Source organism: Curvibacter gracilis ATCC BAA-807 (assembly GCF_000518645.1).
GTDB classification, from domain to species: domain Bacteria; phylum Pseudomonadota; class Gammaproteobacteria; order Burkholderiales; family Burkholderiaceae_C; genus Curvibacter; species Curvibacter gracilis.
This window is the reverse complement of the sequence record NZ_JADZ01000004.1, coordinates 431936-448313: the sequence shown is the minus strand read 5'-3', so window position 1 is coordinate 448313 and position 16378 is coordinate 431936. Positions and strand designations below refer to the sequence as shown.

The window sequence follows — 16378 nt, the reverse complement described above, 5'->3', positions numbered from 1 at the left end:
GCGCGTCTTGTCGGGCCGGGCCTCAGACCGTAAGTTCCATGCCCTGACGTCCCTCCTTCTGGCCTCTGGCCAAAACCACCATGACCTCACTCAGAATCAACGAGCAGGTACGCTCCAGCAGCGCCCCGGATGAGACCCCTCTTCTCTGGGTCCTGCGCGACGAACTCGGCATGACCGGCACCAAGTTCGGCTGCGGCATGGCGCTGTGCGGCGCCTGCACCGTGCACGTCAATGGTCAGGCCACACGCGCCTGCCTGACACCGATCGGCTCCGTGGCGGGTCGGCCCGTGCACACCATTGAACACATGCAAAGCGACCGGGTCGGCCGCGTCGTCCAGCAAGCCTGGGTCGATCTGAATGTGGCGCAGTGCGGCTACTGCCAGGCCGGCCAGATCATGAGCGCCGTGGCCTTGCTGAAGACCAGCCCCAAGCCGAGCGAGGCCCAGATCGACAACGCCATGAGCGGCAACCTCTGCCGCTGCGGCACCTACCCCCGCATCCGCGCGGCGATTCAACTGGCCTCGCGCCGCCTGGCCGGAGCAAAAGCATGAACCGCACCGACAACCTGATGCTGCGCCGCCGCTTTCTGCAGGTATCGACGGCCCCATTCGCGCTCGTCATGGGGCTGGATGCCGAAGCCCAGGCCACCGCCCCGCAAAAATACGGCGCCGACTCCATGCCCGGCGGCACTGTCGACAACCCCTTGGTCTTCGTGTCCATCGCCGAGGACGGTGCGGTGACCATCGTGGCCCACCGCGCCGAAATGGGCACGGGCGTGCGCACCAGCCTGCCCATGGTGGTGGCCGACGAACTCGAAGCACGCTGGGACCGTGTCAAGGTCGTGCAAGCCGGTGCCGATGAAGCCCGCTTTGGCAACCAGAATGTGGACGGCTCGCGCAGCGTCAGGCATTTCTTCGAGCCCATGCGCCGCGTGGGCGCTGCAGCCCGTCAGATGCTGGAAGCCGCAGCGGCGGCGCGCTGGTCCGTTCCGGTGAGCGAGGTCAAGGCCGTGCAGCACGAAGTCTTGCACACCGCCACAGGCCGCCGTCTGGGCTTTGGTGATCTGGCCGCAGAGGCCGCCAGGCAAGCGGTGCCCACGCGGGAGCAACTCCAGCTCAAGACGCCCGCCGATTGGCGCTACATCGGCAAGGGCAAGACGGCGGGCATCGACCAGGTGGCCATCACCCGAGGGCAGGCCAGCTATGGCATGGATGTGTTGCTGCCCGGCATGGTGTTCGCGGTCGTGGCGCGTCCACCCGTGGTGGGGGGCAGACTTCGGCAGGCCGATACCGAGGCCGCGCTCAAGGTGCCCGGGGTCCTCCGAGTGATCGAGATCCCGGGATTTCAGGGTGCCCCGGCCTTCCAGCCGCTGGGTGGCATCGCGGTGGTGGCCCGCAACACCTGGGCCGCCATGCAGGGGCGCAACGCACTCAACCCGCAATGGGACGATGGCGCCAACGGCAGCTATGACTCGACGGCCTTCCGGCGCGAGCAGGAGCAGGCGGTCAAGGCGCCGGGCACGGTCTTTCGCGACAACGGAGACGCGCCCAAGGTGCTCAGCAGCGCGCCAGGAGGGCGCCGTTTCTCGGCCGACTACTTCGTGCCCCATCTGGCCCATGCCACGATGGAGCCGCCCGTGGCCACGGCGCTGGTCAACGAGCAGGGCTGTGAAGTCTGGACATCGACGCAGAACCCACAGGCCGCGCTCGATGGCGTGGCTGCCACCCTGGGCCTCAAGCCGTCGCAGGTCAAGGTCAACGTGTTGTTGCTGGGGGGCGGCTTTGGCCGCAAGTCCAAGCCCGACTACGTGAGCGAAGCTGCGCTGGTGGCCAAGGCCCTGCCCGGCACCCCGGTCAAACTGGTGTGGACGCGGGAGGACGACATCCACCACGGCTATTACCATGCCGTCTCGCTGGACCACCTGGAGGCGGCGCTCAGGCCAGACGGCCTGCCCGAGGCCTGGCTGCACCGCACGGCAGCGCCCACCATCACCTCCTTGTTCGCACCCGGCGCAAAGGCGGCAGCCCCCTTCGAGACCGGCATGTCGGCCACCAACATGCCCTTCCACGTGCCCCATGTCCGCGTCGAGCGGGCCGAAGTGGCGGCCCATGCACGCATCGGCTGGTTCCGCTCGGTGGCCAACATCCCGCATGTGTTCGCCACACAGAGCTTTGTCCATGAACTGGCCCACCGCGCCGGGCAAGACCCGCTGCGCTACGCCCTGGCACTGCTGGGCCCGGACCGCAAGATCGACCCAGGCTCGATCTCAGATGTTTTCAACTACAGCGAATCACCACAGCAATACCCCATCGACACCGGCCGCTTGCGCGCCGTCATCGAAGCCGCGGCGCGCGGCGCCCGCTGGGGCCGCAAACTGCCCCAAGGCCACGGCCTGGGGCTGGCGTTTGCCTACAGCTTTGTCACCTACACCGCCACCGTGGTGGAGGTGGCCGTCAAACCCGACGGAGACCTGAGCATCGTGGCGGTGGACATGGCCCTGGATTGCGGCCCGCAGATCCATCCAGAGCGCATCCGTGCGCAGATGGAGGGCGCAGCGGTGATGGGCCTGTCCTTGGCCCTGACGGGCGAGATCACGTTCCAGAACGGGCGCGTGCAGCAAAGCAACTACCACGACTACGAGGTGCTGCGTCACGCACAGTCACCGCGCACCATCCGCACCCACCTGGTCGGCGGCGATCCCACACTGCCCCCCGGCGGCGTGGGCGAACCCCCTGTGCCCCCCGTGGCCCCGGCGCTGGCCAATGCCCTCTTTGCAGCCACCGGCAAGCGCATCCGGTCGCTGCCGGTGCGCCAGCAACTGCGCAAGGCCTGAACGCCGGCTGCCAGCGGCGACTGGGCGACAGAGCGAACTGAACCCGCACAGTTCGCTGCCTTGCCTCAAACCGCTTGAAGCCGACGGCGCGAGGCAGCCACCAACGTGGCCGCCAACAACAGTGCCGCACCTCCCACAAAGGTGGCATTGACCGACCCATGGTCGAGCAGCGCCCCGCCCAGCCCGGCACCCGCCATGATGGCCATCTGGATGGACGCCACCATCAGGCCGCCACCGGCCTCGGGTTCATCCTGCACCTCCTGGGCCAGCCAGTTGAACCAGGCCACCGGGACGGCCGCGTTCAACGCCCCCCAGCATGCCAGGCCAGCGGCGGTCATCCAGACCACCGGGGCCAGTTCGATCAGGCCCAGGGTGACCAGCCCCAGCAGCAGGGGGCAGGCCCACAGCAAGGGGTACAGCCAGCGCGACAGCAGCGCCGTCGCGCCCGAGGTGCCGACAAAGCCTGCGGCCCCCAGGATCAACAGCAGCACGGACAGTTCCGTGACCGACACATGGGTGCGGGTTTCAAGAAAGGGCCGCAAATAGGTGAACGCCGCAAATGCGCCAGCAAAGGTCAGCATGGAGGCCATGACGGCGGTACGCACATGCGGGCGCTTGAGCAGGCCCAACACCCGGGAGGCCGGAATGGACCGGGTGGCCGGCATGCTGGGCAGGGCCAAGGCCTGCCAAAGCAAGGTGAGCACCCCCACCGGCACCAGCAGCCAGAAAACCCAGCGCCAGCCCACCACGCCCCCCAGGTAGCTGCCCACCGGGGCCGCCAGCGCCGTCGCCGCTGCATTGCCCATGTACAGCAGGCCCAGTGCCCGAGGCACCTGGGCCGGCGACACCAGTTGCATCACGGTCGCCGTGACCAGCGACCAGAACCCGCCGATGGTGATGCCCAACAAGGCACGCGCCAGCATCAGCAGGCCGAAATCGGGTGCCTCGGCCATCAGGCCCAGCGAGAGGACCATCACGGCCGTCAGGCCGATCAACACATGGCGGCGGTCCAACCGGCTGGCCACAGTCGCGATGAAGAGACTGGTGGCCACCGCGAACAAGCCGGAGATGGCGATGGCCTGCCCCAGCAGGCCCTCGGTGGCATGCAGGTCCGCGGCCATGGGCGTGAGCAGACTCACCGGCATGAACTCCGAGGCAATCAGCATGGCGACGCACAGCGTCATGGACCCCACCGCGCTCCAGGCATCGCGAGGCTGTGTCGGGGTCTGTTCAAGAGAGGAGGTCTGAGAGTGCATGAGAGTGCGGCCACGGGCCAGGTCATCGGCCGCGTACTCTAGAACCTGCCAGGGCTGAGGACTAGACGGCCACCGCCGCACGGCCTCATGAACCCCACTCATGAGTGGGGTGGGCCGCGTCACTCTGCTGGTAGCGGCCCCTCAACTCGGCAGGCGGATCGCCTCGATCACCAGCCGCAAGGCCCTGGACGATTGCCGACGGCTCGGGTAATAGGCATGCAGCCCCGGAAAGACCGGGCACCAGTCGCGCATCAGGCTCACCAGGCGACCGCTGGCCAGGTGCTCGGCCACCAGGTCTTGCGGCAGAAAAGCCAGCCCCACCCCCGCCAGCGCCGCGTTCAGCATCTGGTAGGCGCCATTGAAGGTGGCCTGCCCGCTCACCCTGGCCTGGATCTGGCGTTCGCCCTGACAAAGCTCCCAGGCATACACGCCCCCGCTGCTCGCCAGGCGCAAGGTGATGCAGTTGTGCTGCAGCAGGTCCGCCGGTTCCTGAGGCGCACCCCACCGGCTCACATGGTCGGGGCTGGCCACGATGTGCATGGGCATGTCGGGGGCCAGGCGCACGGCAATCATGTCGCGGGCCACCTGGTCACCCCAGCGCACACCGATGTCGAAGCGCTCGGCCACGATGTCCACCATGCGGTAGTCTGAGCTGAGCTCCACCTTGAGGTCGGGATAGGCGTGAAGCAAAGGTGCCAGCCGGGGCCAGATCAGGCTGTCCACGACATGATCGATTGCCGTGATGCGGATGGTGCCCCCCACCTTGTCGCCCAAGTCGCTGACGGCCTGCACCTCTTCCTCGATCTCCTGCAGGCGCGGCGCCACCGTGGCCATCAGGCGCTCGCCCGCCTCGGTGGGCGAGACGCTGCGCGTGGTGCGTGTCAGCAGGCGCACGCCGAGACGGGTCTCCAGCGCGCGCACGGTGTGGCTGAGGGCCGATTGCGAGACCCCGAGCTTGGCTGCAGCACGGGTGAAGCTGCGCTCCTGGGCAACGGCCAGGAACGCCAATAGATCGCTGATGGCATGGCGGGTCATGGGGAGGGTCGGTGGGCGGCAAACGCGTATTTTGCGGGATGCCACCTTCGACCAACACCGTCCAGGACGACCGTCCACAACCACTTCCGACGACCTCCTCCCACGCCCGACTGACACGAAGCCGGGCACCGGCCTGCTTGACGCCTGTGCCAAGTGCCCGGCAGCAGGCCAGCGCTCAGGGGCCACCCACCTCGGACTTCACGGCCTTGGCGGCATCGTCCACCGCCTCGATGGCGTCGCCCTTGCGGGCCTGCAGGCTTCCCTTGACCTGGTTCTTCAGGCCCTTGGCCTGCAACGACTTGTTGTCAACCGCCTTGCCGGCGGCCACCTGGGTCTTGCCCAGCGCTGTTTTGGCGGCGCCTGCAATCTGGTCTTTGTTGATCATGGGTATTTCTCCGATGGGTAGGATTCCATCTGCACCGTGCCTTCGACATGAAGAGCACAGCCATAGCCTGAAGCAACACGCGAGAAAAATCGGTGCACTGGCGCACCCAGTGCCCTCATGGCAGGCGACAGGCTAGCGCGAGCCGCCCAGCAGGCGAAACAGGAACAACACGACAGCGATCACCAGCAAGATATGGATGAAGCCACCCAGTGTGGTGGAGGTGATCAGGCCGAGCACCCACAGCACGAGCAAGATGATGACAAGGGTTTGAAGCATGGGAAGTTCCTGTGAGCTTGGATGTGGAGCGATGAGGCGATGGGCCGGCAGGGCTGGAAAAGGATGGCCACGTTTGGCCAGAGGGTTGGCGGTGAGCTGTGCCAGGGTACGGCCTGCTGCAGACCCCATGATCTACCCTGCTGCATGCCGTGTCTGTGCGCTCGCACACAGGCGGGCCTGCCGACGGCAAAGACAATGGGCACTCGCCGGGCCAGAATGCCCTGCAGCCCATGCCCATCAGGAGCCTCAGATGAACACCTTGCGCCTTGCCTTGCTCAGTGCCAGCAGCCTGTTGCTGGCCGCCTGTGGTGACACCGCCTTGCTCACCGTGGCCGAAGGCACCGGGCCGCACCCGCGCTGGGTGGCGCCCAACCCCACGCTGATCCCCACCGTCAACATCGCCCCCGCCCGGGGTTGGCCTGAGGGTGTGACACCCCAGGCCGCCGAGGGCACACGGGTGGCCGCTTTTGCCCGTGGCCTGGACCACCCCCGCTGGTTGCTGGTGCTGCCCAATGGCGATGTGCTGGTGGCCGAAACCAATGCGCCGGCGCGGCCCGATGACAGCACGGGCCTCAAGGGGGCCGTGGCCCGCCTGGTGATGAAGCGGGCCGGGGCCGCGGCACCCAGCGCCAACCGCATCACCCTGCTGCGCGACAGCCAGGGCCGCGGCGTGGCCGATGAACGCCATGCTTTTCTGAGCGGCCTCAACGCGCCGTTTGGCATGGTGCTGCTGGGCCAGCACCTGTATGTGGCCAACACCGATGCCGTGCTGCGCTTCCCCTACACGCCGGGGCAGACGCAGATCAGCGCCCCAGGCGAGTTGGTGGCCAGGCTGCCGGCCGGCCCCATCAACCACCATTGGACCAAGAACCTGCTGGCCAGCGCCGATGGCCGCAAGCTCTACGTGAGCGTGGGCTCCAACAGCAATGTGGCCGAGAACGGCATGGCCGCCGAAGACGGGCGCGCCGCCATCTGGGAGCTGGACCTGGCCAGCGGCACGCACCGCGTTTTCGCCAGCGGCCTGCGCAACCCCAATGGCATGGCCTGGGCCAGCGATGGCGTGCTGTGGACGGTGGTCAACGAACGTGACGAGATCGGCAGCGACCTGGTGCCCGACTACCTGAGCTCGGTGCGGGACGGCGGCTTTTACGGCTGGCCCTACAGCTACTTCGGCCAGCACCTCGACGAACGCGTGCAGCCCCAGGCCCCCGAACGGGTGGCCAGCGCCCTGGTGCCCGACTACGCGCTGGGGCCGCACACCGCCTCGCTGGGCTTGGCAGCGGCCGAGGGCAACCGCCTGCCAGGCCGGTTTGCCCAGGGCATGTTCATCGGCCAGCACGGGTCCTGGAACCGCCGCCCGCACAGCGGCTACCAGGTGATCTTTGTGCCCTTCGACGGCGCACGCCCCTCGGGAGCGCCACCCCTGGCGGTGCTGACCGGTTTTCTGGATGGCGAGGGCGGGGCCTATGGCCGCCCGGTGGGCGTGGCCATCGACCGGCAAGGCGCACTGCTGGTGGCCGACGACGTGGGCAATGTGGTCTGGCGGGTCAGCGCTTCAGACCATCCAGCAACGCGTCGTTGAACCGTCTCGGGGGCTGGCCGCAGCCGGCCAGCGCCCAAATCAATGACTGTGGATGCCGTGCTCTTGCACCCATTGGACGGCGATGGGCACATTTTTACGAGCCAGCTTGTCGATGCCTGCCAAATCCCTGGTGCGCTCTGCACTGCCCTCTGGCGCCGTTTCGTAATGGGCAATCAACTTGTTGGCTTCCGCTTCACGATCGCGTTTGACTGCCAATTCATGCCCCACAAGACAGCCGGCGGCAGCGCCCATGACCGCGTGCCCACCGGCGACATGCCCCGCAAAAGCACCGGCCGTGGCGCCACTGATACAGCCCAGCGCATAGGCCGGCGAAGCAGAAAAACCCAGGGCGGCCAGACAGCCGGCCGCCAGGACAGCAGATCGAACAAATTTCTTCATGGAAAACCTCTTGTCAAAAATTCACTTCGCGCAGGCTTTGCCGTGGTCGGCGTGGTTGCCCTTGGCCTTGGCGTCGGCTTCGGTCATGTACTCGCCAGACTTGGTCTTGCCATACGATTTGCTGCCCTCGCAGTGGTAAACGTGCGATTTGGTATTGACCCAGACCTGCCCGTGGGTGCCGCCAGGTGCCGAGGCGGCTGCCGCAGGCGATTGGGCAGGCGCAGGGGTCGTGACAACTGCCGGCACTGGCGCTGTGGCAACCGGCGCAGAGGCTGGCGCCTTGGCGGCGGGGGCGACAGGGGCTGCAGGGGCGGCGGTCTGTGCGAAGCCCGATGCGGCGCACAGCAGACCAGCGACAAGCGTCAGCGTGAGAATGGGGGTCTTCATGGAGGTCCTTTGCAGTGATCAAGGTTGGGGCGTCAAACGATTTGAAACCTTGCTTGCACAACGTACACGAGTCGTGTTCCGATGACCCGCATCGGGGTCCATCACGGCATCAAAACAGGCAATAAGTCACGCAACACGAACTCACGCACATCGGATGGGCACGAGCGCAATCACCTCGGGCACTGAAAGCTCAACCCACCCGCCCTTCATGAACCCGGCGCGCCACCTGCGCGATCACGGCCTCGCGCGCCTCCAGGCTGGCCTTGGATTCCGTGAGGAACACGGCCACCACGATCGGGCCACGGTCTGGCGGCCAGTAGAGGCCCACATCGTTGGTGCTGCCATGCGCCCCCGTGCCGGTCTTGCTGCCCACCCGCCATGCCGCAGGCAGATCGGCCGCCAGGCGTTTGAGGTTGGTCTGGGTGGCTTGCAGCCATTGCGCCAGTTGCTGGCGGCTGCCCGCCGACAAGGCAGGGCCGAGCACCGCCTGCCTGAGCAGCTCCACCATGGCCCGCGGGCTGCTGGTGTCGCGCGGGTCGCCCGGGGTGGCTTCGTTGAGCTCGGGCTCCCAGCGGTCCAGGCGGGTGACCGGGTCGCCCAGTTGCCGGGCAAACCGGGTCAGGCCCTCGGGCCCACCAAAGGAGCGCAAAAGCAGATTGGCCGCCGCGTTGTCGCTGACGGTGATGGCGGCATGGCACAGCTCACCCACGGTCATGCCGGCACCGCCCGCGTGCTTTTCCGTCACGGGCGACCAGGGCAGCAGCGCCTCGCGGCCGAATTCAATGCGCCGGTCCAGGCGCTCCAGGCCCTGGTCCACCCGGCGCAGCACCTGGGCGGCGGCCAGCCACTTGAAGGTGCTGCACATGGCAAAGCGCTCGTCGAGCCGGTGGCCCAGCCACGCCCCGCTTTGCGTGTCGAACACCGCAACGCCCAGGCGGCCCTGGCTTTCGCGCTCCAGGGCCTGCCATTGGCCCGTATTTTCTGGGGGTTGGGCCTGAGCGCCAGCCCCTGCCAGGGTCTGGGCGCTGGCCAGTCCGGAGGCCAGAGCGGCAGTGGACACAAGGGCCATGCGGCTGAAATATCGTCTTTGCATGCGGTTCATTCGAAGGGGTGAAGAGAAAGTGTCGGCATGCTAAGCGCGATGGTTGGGCAGGACAAACGATGATTTCGGGTGCCAAGCCATAGAAAATCTGGGGCATGAACCTTCCATTGAACGCCCTACGCGCTTTTGAAGCGTCGGCCCGGCACCTGAGCTTCACGCTGGCGGCGCAGGAGCTGAACGTCACCCAGTCGGCCATCAGCGCGCAGGTCAAGAACCTGGAGCAGCGCCTGGGCGCCCCCCTGTTTCGCCGCCTGCCCCGGGGCCTGACACTGACCGACGAGGGTCAGGCCCTGCTGCCGCTGTTGAGTGATTCATTCACGCGCATGGGGGCGGTGCTGAGCCAGTTCGAGAAGGGGCGCCTGCGCGAGCCGCTGACGGTGGCGGCCGTGGGCACCTATGCCGTGGGCTGGCTGATGCCGCGGCTGGCCGATTTCACGCGCGACCACCCCTTTGTGGACCTGCGCCTGATGACGCACAACAACCGCGTCAACCTGGCAGGAGAAGGGCTGGACTTTGCCATCCGCTTCGGCGACGGCTCCTGGCACGGCACCCAGGCCGACCCCTTGCAGGAGGCCCCCCTGACCCCCGTGTGCTCGCCAGCGCTCGCCCAGCGGCTGCGCACCCCTGCCGACCTGCTCAACGAGACGCTGCTGCGCTCGTACCGTGCAGACGAGTGGCCCAGCTGGTTTTCGGCGGCCGGGCTGGCGCCCCCGGTCCTGCGGGGCCCCGTGTTCGACACCTCGCTCGCGATGGCATCGGCGGCCGTGCAAGGCTTTGGCGTGGCCTTGCTGCCGCCCTCGATGTTCACGGCAGACCTTCAGCAGGGGCGGCTGGCGCAGCCCTTCGAGCTTCAGATCGCGCAGGGCCGCTACTGGCTCACCCGCCTGCAATCCCGCCCCCCCAGCACCGCCATGACCGAGTTCCGCCGATGGCTGCTGCAGCAGATCCGCACCGAGGGCTGAGCCCGGCAGCCGGCCCCACAACGTTCACAGTTGGTTCACGGGCGCCTCGCTGCGGTTGGAGGAATGCAGCGGGGCCGGCGACAGGCGTCAACCCAGGGCCTTGTCGACCGACTTGCGCAGGCGCTGGGTGGCGGTGTTGACATTGGTCTCAAAATCGCGCCAACGCACGGCCGTGGCCTGCTTGAGCTCGGCCAGCTTGGCCTCGGCCGACTGGATGTCTTCCTTCAGGGCGGTGGCCTGCAGGTCCAGTTTGGTCTTGGCTTCGGCGCTGGCATTGCCGGCCTTCTTCTCGAGATCGCTCAGCGTCAACTTGGCCTTGGCGATGTCGCGGTCGGCGGCAGCCACAAACTGGTCACGCTTGCTGGTGTCGTTGGCGTAGGTGAACTCGGGCAGGGCCTTGATGCTGTCCTTGGTCGCGCCGGGCAGCACCAGCTTGCCGCCCTTGTCCTGTACCTGCGAGATGGCAATCGCCACGTCATGGCGGCCGATGCCCACAAAGCCACCGGCACCGACGATGAGGTAAGACACATTGCGGTCCGGCGCGATGATGAGGTCTTCGACCTTGCCCACCTTGTCGCCGGCGTCGTTGTAGATCGTCTTGCCCATCAGGGTCTTCTTGACGCTCCAGCCCATGGCCACCTGGGTCGTTTCTGAGACATGGGTGTCCATCGTGGTCGTGCTGCCGGCCACCTGGGCCAGTGCCAGGCCAGATGACGAGAGGGTGAAGGCGCCCAGGCAAAGCAAGGCAGCCACGGAGATCTTCGAAAGCGGGGTAGGGAACATGATGACGTCCTGAGATTGGAAAGCAGGCCCACTGCACAGGCCTGCGCGGTGGGGACTGAACCCATTGGGCGGCCCAGGGGCCTGCGGCGTCTGTACGACGGCGCACGTGGCTTGCTGCAGCGACAAGCAGGCCCGCTGGCGGGCATGCACGAGCCCACCCTGGGGGCATTGCGCGGCCCGCCACAGCCCCGCGCCGGGAGCCGCTAGAGTGCGGCCCATGCCTGCCCCGCCCCCGCCTTCATCCCGTGCCCTGGTGTGGTTCAAACGCGACCTGCGCCTGGCTGACCATGCGCCCTTGGTGGCAGCCCTGGCCCATGGCAATGCGGTGGGGCTGTTCATCCTCGAGCCCGAGTGGCTGCACAGCCCGGAGTGCTCGCCCAGCCATGTGGCCTTCACGCTGGGCTGCCTGGCCGAGCTGCGCGCTGGCCTGGCCCCCCATGGGCTGCCCCTGCTGGTGCGGGTGGGCTCGGCCACCGAGGTGCTGGCCACCCTGCACCAGGCACTGCACTTCAGCCACCTGCTGAGCCACGAGGAAACCGGCCCGGGCTGGTCGTACACGCGCGACCTGGCCGTGGCGCGCTGGTGCCGGGGCCAGGGCGTGAGCTGGCAGGAATTTCCACAGACCGGGGTGGTGCGCGGGCTGCGCCAGCGCGCCGGCTGGGCCCAGCGCTGGCAGGCGCGCATGGACGCGCCCCGGCTCAGGCTGACCGGCCGATTTCAAGCCGCCACCCCACTCGAGCAACCCGATTTGCCCACGCTGGCCGAGCTGGGCCTGCCAGCCCCGGGGCAAACCCTGCAAGCTGCCGGCGAGCAGGCGGCCCTGCGCACGCTGCACAGCTTTCTGGCCGAGCGCGGCCACGACTACCGGCGCACGATCTCCAGCCCGCTGAGCGCCGAACACGGCTGCAGCCGGCTGAGCCCGCACCTGGCCTTTGGCACGGTGTCGATGCGCACCGTGCACCAGGCCACCGAGCAGGCCATTCTGAGCGCCCCTGATGCACGGGCGGCAGCGGCATTGCGGGCCTTTGGCGGCCGGCTGCGCTGGCACTGCCACTTCATGCAGAAGCTGGAGAGCGAGCCCGAGATCGAGTGGCGCAACATGGCCCGGGTGTGCGACGGCCTGCGCGAAAGTGACTGGAACCCGGTGCTTTTCGAGGCCTGGTGCGAAGGCCGCACCGGCTACCCCATGGTGGATGCCTGCATGCGCTCGCTCAAAGCCACGGGCTGGCTCAACTTTCGCATGCGCGCCATGCTGGTGAGCTTTGCCAGCTACCACCTGTGGCTGCACTGGCGCGAGACCGGGCTGTTCCTGGCACGCCAGTTCCTCGACTTTGAACCTGGCATCCACTGGTGCCAGCTGCAGATGCAAAGCGGCACCACCGGCATCAACACCTTGCGCATCTACTCGCCGATCAAGCAGGCGCTGGACCAGGACCCCGAAGGCCTGTTCATCCGCCGCTGGGTGCCCGAGCTGGCCCGGGTACCCCTGCCCTACCTGGCCCAGCCCTGGGCCATGCCGCCCAGCGTGCAGCAGCTGGCCCACTGCCACATCGGCCACGACTACCCAGCGCCGGTGGTGGACGACAAGGCGGCCGTGAAAGCCGCCAAAGACCGCCTCTACGCCCTGCGCCAGACCGAGGCCGCCCGTGCCGAGGCCGACGCCGTGCAGGCGCGCCACGGCTCACGCCGCAGCGGCCTGCCCCCCACGGGCAAGCAGCCCACCCGCCAGCGCCGCGCCCCACCCCGCCCCTCAGCCAACCCGGCCCAGGGCAGCCTGTTTTGAAAAGAAACAAAGGGAGACAACGCCCATGAGCCGCCAGGACTTCAAAGGCAACAAGAGCCACCTGCCCAGCAAACCCTGCACGGTGTGCGGCCGCCCCATGAGTTGGCGCAAGGCCTGGGCCAAGAACTGGGAGCAGGTGCTGTATTGCAGCGAAGCCTGCCGACGGCAGAAGAAGCTGCCGCCGGCCTGAAGCCTGGGCTTCAGAAACCCATGACCACGCGCCACTGGTGGTTGATGGAGCGCAGCTCCAGTGTCAGGAACTGGGTTTCACCCGTCTTCATGCGGGCGGTCAACTCCATCTCTGCACGGCTCTGGTCGCCCGCAACACGCGTGACCAGAACGTAGTCCAACACCTCGGCATTCTTGGGCCGGGCCGGGGCATGCTCAAGCCGCTGCCGGATCGCCTCAGGCGACAGCTCTCGCGAGTAGGCCAGCTTGGCCATGGTGTCCAGGTCGCGGTCCATCATGGCACGCAGCATCGATTCGGCCACTTTTTCAGGGCTGTCGCCGCCAGAGAACAGCGACGAAAGACCTTGGTTCGCCTCGGCTGGGGGATGCCTGAGCGCTGACTGCCAGGCGGATTCTTCCTGCGACGTCATCAGGCGCCAGCCCTTGTCCTGGGCAACCCAGAGCAGGTTCCGCTGCTGCTCACTGAATTCCCCGTCAAACTGCGACTTGAAGGGCGCGGAGTCGCTCCAGGCAGCGCGGTCTTCCCAGCGCAGCTTCAGCGTGCCCCGCTGGATGCGCATGGGGCCCCAGTGCTCTTCGGCCTTGGGGTTGAACTCCAGGCCCAGCACCTCCAGCCGGCTGGCTGCGCACAGGCGGTTGTCCACAATCGCGGTCGCAGCCTTGGCGGTCTTCTCATAGCGCAGTTGCAGGGGTTGCCAACTGTTGCCCGTGCTGACCGTTTCGGGCCCTTGGTAGAGGCCGGCCTTGACCAGACCATCCAGCCATTCGCGGGTGGGCTGGTTGTCGGGGTTGATCGATACCGGCGAAGCCTGGTAGTCGAAGTTGTGCAGACAAGGGCGGGTCACCTGTTTCAGCCCGTCCCCGGTCAACCAGGGCTTCGCGCCCTCCAGCAATTTCGCTTCGGTGGCCGGGCCCGGCGTCAGCCACCACCAGGCCCCACCGCCGGCCAGCATCAGGGCCAGCACGCCGACGGCCCCACCGATCAGCAGCCGCTGATTCAGCTGCACTGGGCGGCGCGGTGTGGCGATTGGCCCTGGAGAGGGGCGAGGCGCATGCGGGGTCCGCGGCGGCTCGAGCTCGGCCAGCAACACCCCCTGCGGCCGCAAAGAGGTGCCGCACTGCTCACAGAACACACTGTCAGCCGCCCTGGGCGCACCACACTCGTGACAAAAAGCCGCCATGTCACACCCCCACCAGCGCGTGGCCGCAATGCTGGCAGAACTTGTCGCCTGCCTCGATCTCAGCATGGCATTCCGGGCAACTCAGCGACAACTGAGGAGCGCCCGTGGCCTGGCCCGCCCCCGGCGGGTTGCCCCGACGCTGGCGGGCTTCCTCGGCCCGGCGGCGGGCCTCTTCGCGCAAGGCTTCGGCTTTCTTGCGTGTGGCTTCCACTTGGCTATTCACCTTGGAGGTGATTTCATCCAGGTTCAAGCCTTCGGTGAGGTGGAGGAACAAGCGGTTCAGGCCCAGCATGAACATCAGCAGCAGGCCAGCGCTGATCAGCGCAAACAAAATGCCAAAACCAAAGCCAAAGCCCATCAAGGCGCCGCTGGCGTCGCCCCCCAAAGAGCCGCCCAATCCCCCCCCCAAACCGCCTGCGCCGAAGGGCAAGAACTTCGACAGCAGACTGCCGCCCAAATTCAGAATACCGGCGCCCATGCCGCCCACAACAAACGAGGCCCACACCACAAAACCCAGCACCATGACCGACACCACACCCATGATCATGGTGTGCATCAGCATGCCCAGGGCCATGCCGACCAGCCTGCGGGTGGCCAACCCCCACAGCATCACCAGCGACTCCTTGATGGTGGCCCCTGACCACACGGCCGGGCCCACCATGGCCAGGGCAAAGTACAGGCTGGCAAACAAAAAGGCCAGAGCCAGCACCGACACCGGTACAGCCAGTGCCAGCAACAAGGCGCCCAGCCCCGGGATCTTGCAGATCAACAGCACCAGGGCCAGGGCGAGCAGGGCCAACAGCACCACGCCCCCTGCAATCAGGCCCAACACAAACAGCTTGACCGCGGCAAACAGCCCATCCATCAGGGCGGGCACGAGGCCGCGCGGCTCAAGCCCCTGGGCCTGGTCCATCAGTTGAATGCCCGTGGCCGAAAAGCCTGCATAGACCAGCAAGGTCGTCAGCAGCACGCCCAGGCCCATCAGAATGCCCACGCCCGAAGACACACAGGCCATCATGATCACGATGCTGCCCACGGTGGTGGCCACCAGGGTCAGCAGCGCCTGGCGGTTCTGCAAGGCATCACCAGAGCGCAACAGCAGGTCCATCAGGCCTCCCGTGCTGGCTTGGCGTGGGTTTGTCGATTCGCTCATGGGTTTCCCCCTCCTTATCGTTTGAATTGGTTTGACAGTGAATGCCGGTACCGCTGGCGCAAGCCAGATGGCCTGCTGTCCGCGTCAGGGCGTGCGTCGGTTTTCGCGGCACTCAGGGATTTGGCCCCAGTGGCCGGGGCAGTGCTTCCAGATGGCCTGTTCGGTGCACACCACCTTCTGCACAAAGTTCTGACGGTTGCACACCTCCAGATCGCTGCGCAGCGCGGATTGCCAGGTCGGCGCCTGCTGGACATGCGCGGCCGCTTCGGCCCGGGCGCGGGCCGCCTCCTGCTCACGCGCCTGAGCCGCGCGTTCGTGCTCGGCGGCACGGTTGGCGGCCTCCTGGGCCTGACGGGCCTCCGCGGCGCGCCGTGCCTCTTCGGCCCGCTTTTGCGCCTGTTGCTCAGCCTGCTTCCTGGCTTTCAACTGGTCTTGTTGCTTCTTTTCAGCAGCCGCATTGTCGGCCGCTGACACCGGGGCCTCAGTCGCCGGCACAGCACCCACCGGGTTGGCAGCGGGCGGCTCGGCAGGCGCCGACGTGCCTTCTGCCAAACCCGGCGCTGCGACGGAGGGCTCAGGCACTGACACCGGCGAAACTGCGGCGGGTGTGGCCCCGGCATCCGGCGCGGGCGAACGGTTCAGCCACCACCAGGCCCCACCGGCACCCACCAACACCATGGCCACCGCCAACCCTGCCAGCAAGCCCAAGGGGCGCTTGGGGGTGGGTTCGGACGCAGGCAAAGGCAGCGTTGGCGTTGGCGTTGGCGTTGGCGTTGGCGTTGGCGTTGGCGTTGGTGGCGAAGGCAACGGCGGTGCCGTCACCACCGGCTGTTCCGGCAAAGAGATGTCCACCACGGTCTCATAAGGCGGGCTGGGCTGCTCGGGCGGATCGCTAACCTCTGTCTGCAACACCTCCGTTTGCGATGGCGCAGACAGGGGCAGCGTCGGCCCGGATTCCGGCACAGAAGGCTGCGGCGCCTGGGCCACAATGGGGGGAACTTCCAGGTCCTGCTCAGGTCGCGGCTCGGGTGCAGGCTCGGGTGCAGGCTCGGGTGCAGGCTCGGGTGCAGGC

16 protein-coding genes and 2 pseudogenes are annotated in these 16378 nt (G+C 67.3%); 6 read left to right on the top strand and 12 right to left on the bottom strand.

Going from position 1 to position 16378, the window contains the following annotated elements; genetic code table 11:
- Window positions 1-80: 80 nt before the first annotated feature.
- Together L880_RS0102065 and L880_RS0102060 are read left to right on the top strand one after the other, a co-directional pair.
- On the top strand, window positions 81-551 hold the full coding sequence (locus tag L880_RS0102065) for a (2Fe-2S)-binding protein (protein ID WP_027474250.1): 471 nt from the start codon (window positions 81-83) through the stop codon (window positions 549-551).
- On the top strand, window positions 548-2833 hold the full coding sequence (locus L880_RS0102060; protein ID WP_027474249.1) for a xanthine dehydrogenase family protein molybdopterin-binding subunit: 2286 nt from the start codon (window positions 548-550) through the stop codon (window positions 2831-2833). Before L880_RS0102065 ends, L880_RS0102060 begins: the two co-directional genes overlap by 4 nt.
- A gap of 65 nt (window positions 2834-2898) precedes the next feature.
- Here L880_RS0102060 and L880_RS0102055 read toward each other — a convergent pair whose 3' ends face one another.
- The 4 genes from L880_RS0102055 to L880_RS35410 form a co-directional block, all read right to left on the bottom strand.
- Window positions 2899-4017 (bottom strand): MFS transporter, encoded by a 1119-nt coding sequence (locus L880_RS0102055; RefSeq protein ID WP_027474248.1) that lies wholly within the window; start codon window positions 4015-4017, stop codon window positions 2899-2901.
- Window positions 4018-4230: 213 nt separating this feature from the next.
- Window positions 4231-5124, bottom strand: coding sequence for a LysR family transcriptional regulator (locus L880_RS0102050; RefSeq protein ID WP_027474247.1), 894 nt, complete (start codon window positions 5122-5124; stop codon window positions 4231-4233).
- Window positions 5125-5299: 175 nt separating this feature from the next.
- Complete coding sequence (locus tag L880_RS0102045; RefSeq protein ID WP_342669154.1) at window positions 5300-5509, bottom strand: CsbD family protein; 210 nt, start codon at window positions 5507-5509, stop codon at window positions 5300-5302.
- Between the two features lie 132 nt (window positions 5510-5641).
- Window positions 5642-5785, bottom strand: a complete 144-nt coding sequence (locus L880_RS35410; protein WP_157462542.1) for a lmo0937 family membrane protein — start codon at window positions 5783-5785, stop codon at window positions 5642-5644.
- Between the two features lie 250 nt (window positions 5786-6035).
- On the opposite strand from L880_RS35410, the gene L880_RS0102035 reads away from it, so the two are divergent.
- Window positions 6036-7367, top strand: a complete 1332-nt coding sequence (locus L880_RS0102035; RefSeq protein ID WP_027474245.1) for a PQQ-dependent sugar dehydrogenase — start codon at window positions 6036-6038, stop codon at window positions 7365-7367.
- Window positions 7368-7406: 39 nt separating this feature from the next.
- On the opposite strand, the gene L880_RS36725 is transcribed toward L880_RS0102035, so the two are convergent.
- The 3 genes from L880_RS36725 to bla all read right to left on the bottom strand — a co-directional run bounded on the left by L880_RS36725 (window position 7407) and on the right by bla (window position 9246).
- Window positions 7407-7766, bottom strand: a complete 360-nt coding sequence (locus L880_RS36725) for a hypothetical protein (RefSeq protein ID WP_342669153.1) — start codon at window positions 7764-7766, stop codon at window positions 7407-7409.
- A 21-nt stretch (window positions 7767-7787) separates the two neighbouring features.
- Window positions 7788-8153, bottom strand: a complete 366-nt coding sequence (locus tag L880_RS31310) for a hypothetical protein (protein ID WP_043328096.1) — start codon at window positions 8151-8153, stop codon at window positions 7788-7790.
- A 190-nt stretch (window positions 8154-8343) separates the two neighbouring features.
- Window positions 8344-9246 carry a class A beta-lactamase gene (gene bla / locus L880_RS0102020; protein WP_043328273.1) on the bottom strand — a complete coding sequence of 301 codons (903 nt, stop codon included), beginning with the start codon at window positions 9244-9246 and terminating at the stop codon, window positions 8344-8346.
- A gap of 104 nt (window positions 9247-9350) precedes the next feature.
- On the opposite strand from bla, the gene L880_RS0102015 reads away from it, so the two are divergent.
- Window positions 9351-10217 (top strand): LysR family transcriptional regulator, encoded by an 867-nt coding sequence (locus tag L880_RS0102015; protein ID WP_043328094.1) that lies wholly within the window; start codon window positions 9351-9353, stop codon window positions 10215-10217.
- Window positions 10218-10304: 87 nt separating this feature from the next.
- Here the strand turns inward: L880_RS0102015 and L880_RS0102010 are convergent, their stop codons facing one another.
- The gene (locus L880_RS0102010) at window positions 10305-10970 is read right to left on the bottom strand and encodes a PRC-barrel domain-containing protein (protein WP_245614876.1); all 666 of its coding nucleotides are present in this window, start codon (window positions 10968-10970) and stop codon (window positions 10305-10307) included.
- A 247-nt stretch (window positions 10971-11217) separates the two neighbouring features.
- On the opposite strand from L880_RS0102010, the gene L880_RS0102005 reads away from it, so the two are divergent.
- Together L880_RS0102005 and L880_RS34750 are read left to right on the top strand one after the other, a co-directional pair.
- Window positions 11218-12783, top strand: a complete 1566-nt coding sequence (locus L880_RS0102005; RefSeq protein WP_043328092.1) for an FAD-binding domain-containing protein — start codon at window positions 11218-11220, stop codon at window positions 12781-12783.
- Between the two features lie 25 nt (window positions 12784-12808).
- Window positions 12809-12973, top strand: a complete 165-nt coding sequence (locus tag L880_RS34750) for a DUF2256 domain-containing protein (RefSeq protein WP_084460908.1) — start codon at window positions 12809-12811, stop codon at window positions 12971-12973.
- Between the two features lie 10 nt (window positions 12974-12983).
- Here L880_RS34750 and L880_RS0101995 read toward each other — a convergent pair whose 3' ends face one another.
- The 4 genes and pseudogenes from L880_RS0101995 to L880_RS35405 form a co-directional block, all read right to left on the bottom strand.
- Entirely contained in the window at window positions 12984-13979 is a 996-nt protein-coding gene (locus tag L880_RS0101995) for a flagellar basal body-associated FliL family protein (RefSeq protein ID WP_027474240.1), read from the bottom strand.
- Between the two features lie 102 nt (window positions 13980-14081).
- A pseudogene (locus tag L880_RS36785) lies at window positions 14082-14153 on the bottom strand (zinc-ribbon domain-containing protein); the annotation flags it as partial.
- Window position 14154: 1 nt separating this feature from the next.
- Window positions 14155-15306: a zinc ribbon domain-containing protein gene (locus tag L880_RS0101990; RefSeq protein ID WP_027474239.1), complete on the bottom strand. Its 1152-nt coding sequence runs from the start codon at window positions 15304-15306 to the stop codon at window positions 14155-14157.
- An 84-nt stretch (window positions 15307-15390) separates the two neighbouring features.
- A pseudogene (locus L880_RS35405) lies at window positions 15391-16378 on the bottom strand (hypothetical protein); the annotation flags it as partial.

What these genes read in the sequence shown, in the direction of transcription:
- L880_RS0102065 (WP_027474250.1), top strand. Translation starts at nt 81, where the DNA reads ATGACCTCACTCAGAATCAACGAGCAGGTACGCTCCAGCAGCGCCCCG.
- L880_RS0102060 (WP_027474249.1), top strand. Translation starts at nt 548, where the DNA reads ATGAACCGCACCGACAACCTGATGCTGCGCCGCCGCTTTCTGCAGGTA.
- L880_RS0102055 (WP_027474248.1), bottom strand. Translation starts at nt 4,017, where the DNA reads ATGACGCTGTGCGTCGCCATGCTGATTGCCTCGGAGTTCATGCCGGTG.
- L880_RS0102050 (WP_027474247.1), bottom strand. Translation starts at nt 5,124, where the DNA reads ATGACCCGCCATGCCATCAGCGATCTATTGGCGTTCCTGGCCGTTGCC.
- L880_RS0102045 (WP_342669154.1), bottom strand. Translation starts at nt 5,509, where the DNA reads ATGATCAACAAAGACCAGATTGCAGGCGCCGCCAAAACAGCGCTGGGC.
- L880_RS35410 (WP_157462542.1), bottom strand. Translation starts at nt 5,785, where the DNA reads ATGCTTCAAACCCTTGTCATCATCTTGCTCGTGCTGTGGGTGCTCGGC.
- L880_RS0102035 (WP_027474245.1), top strand. Translation starts at nt 6,036, where the DNA reads ATGAACACCTTGCGCCTTGCCTTGCTCAGTGCCAGCAGCCTGTTGCTG.
- L880_RS36725 (WP_342669153.1), bottom strand. Translation starts at nt 7,766, where the DNA reads ATGAAGAAATTTGTTCGATCTGCTGTCCTGGCGGCCGGCTGTCTGGCC.
- L880_RS31310 (WP_043328096.1), bottom strand. Translation starts at nt 8,153, where the DNA reads ATGAAGACCCCCATTCTCACGCTGACGCTTGTCGCTGGTCTGCTGTGC.
- bla (WP_043328273.1), bottom strand. Translation starts at nt 9,246, where the DNA reads ATGCAAAGACGATATTTCAGCCGCATGGCCCTTGTGTCCACTGCCGCT.
- L880_RS0102015 (WP_043328094.1), top strand. Translation starts at nt 9,351, where the DNA reads ATGAACCTTCCATTGAACGCCCTACGCGCTTTTGAAGCGTCGGCCCGG.
- L880_RS0102005 (WP_043328092.1), top strand. Translation starts at nt 11,218, where the DNA reads ATGCCTGCCCCGCCCCCGCCTTCATCCCGTGCCCTGGTGTGGTTCAAA.
- L880_RS34750 (WP_084460908.1), top strand. Translation starts at nt 12,809, where the DNA reads ATGAGCCGCCAGGACTTCAAAGGCAACAAGAGCCACCTGCCCAGCAAA.
- L880_RS0101990 (WP_027474239.1), bottom strand. Translation starts at nt 15,306, where the DNA reads ATGAGCGAATCGACAAACCCACGCCAAGCCAGCACGGGAGGCCTGATG.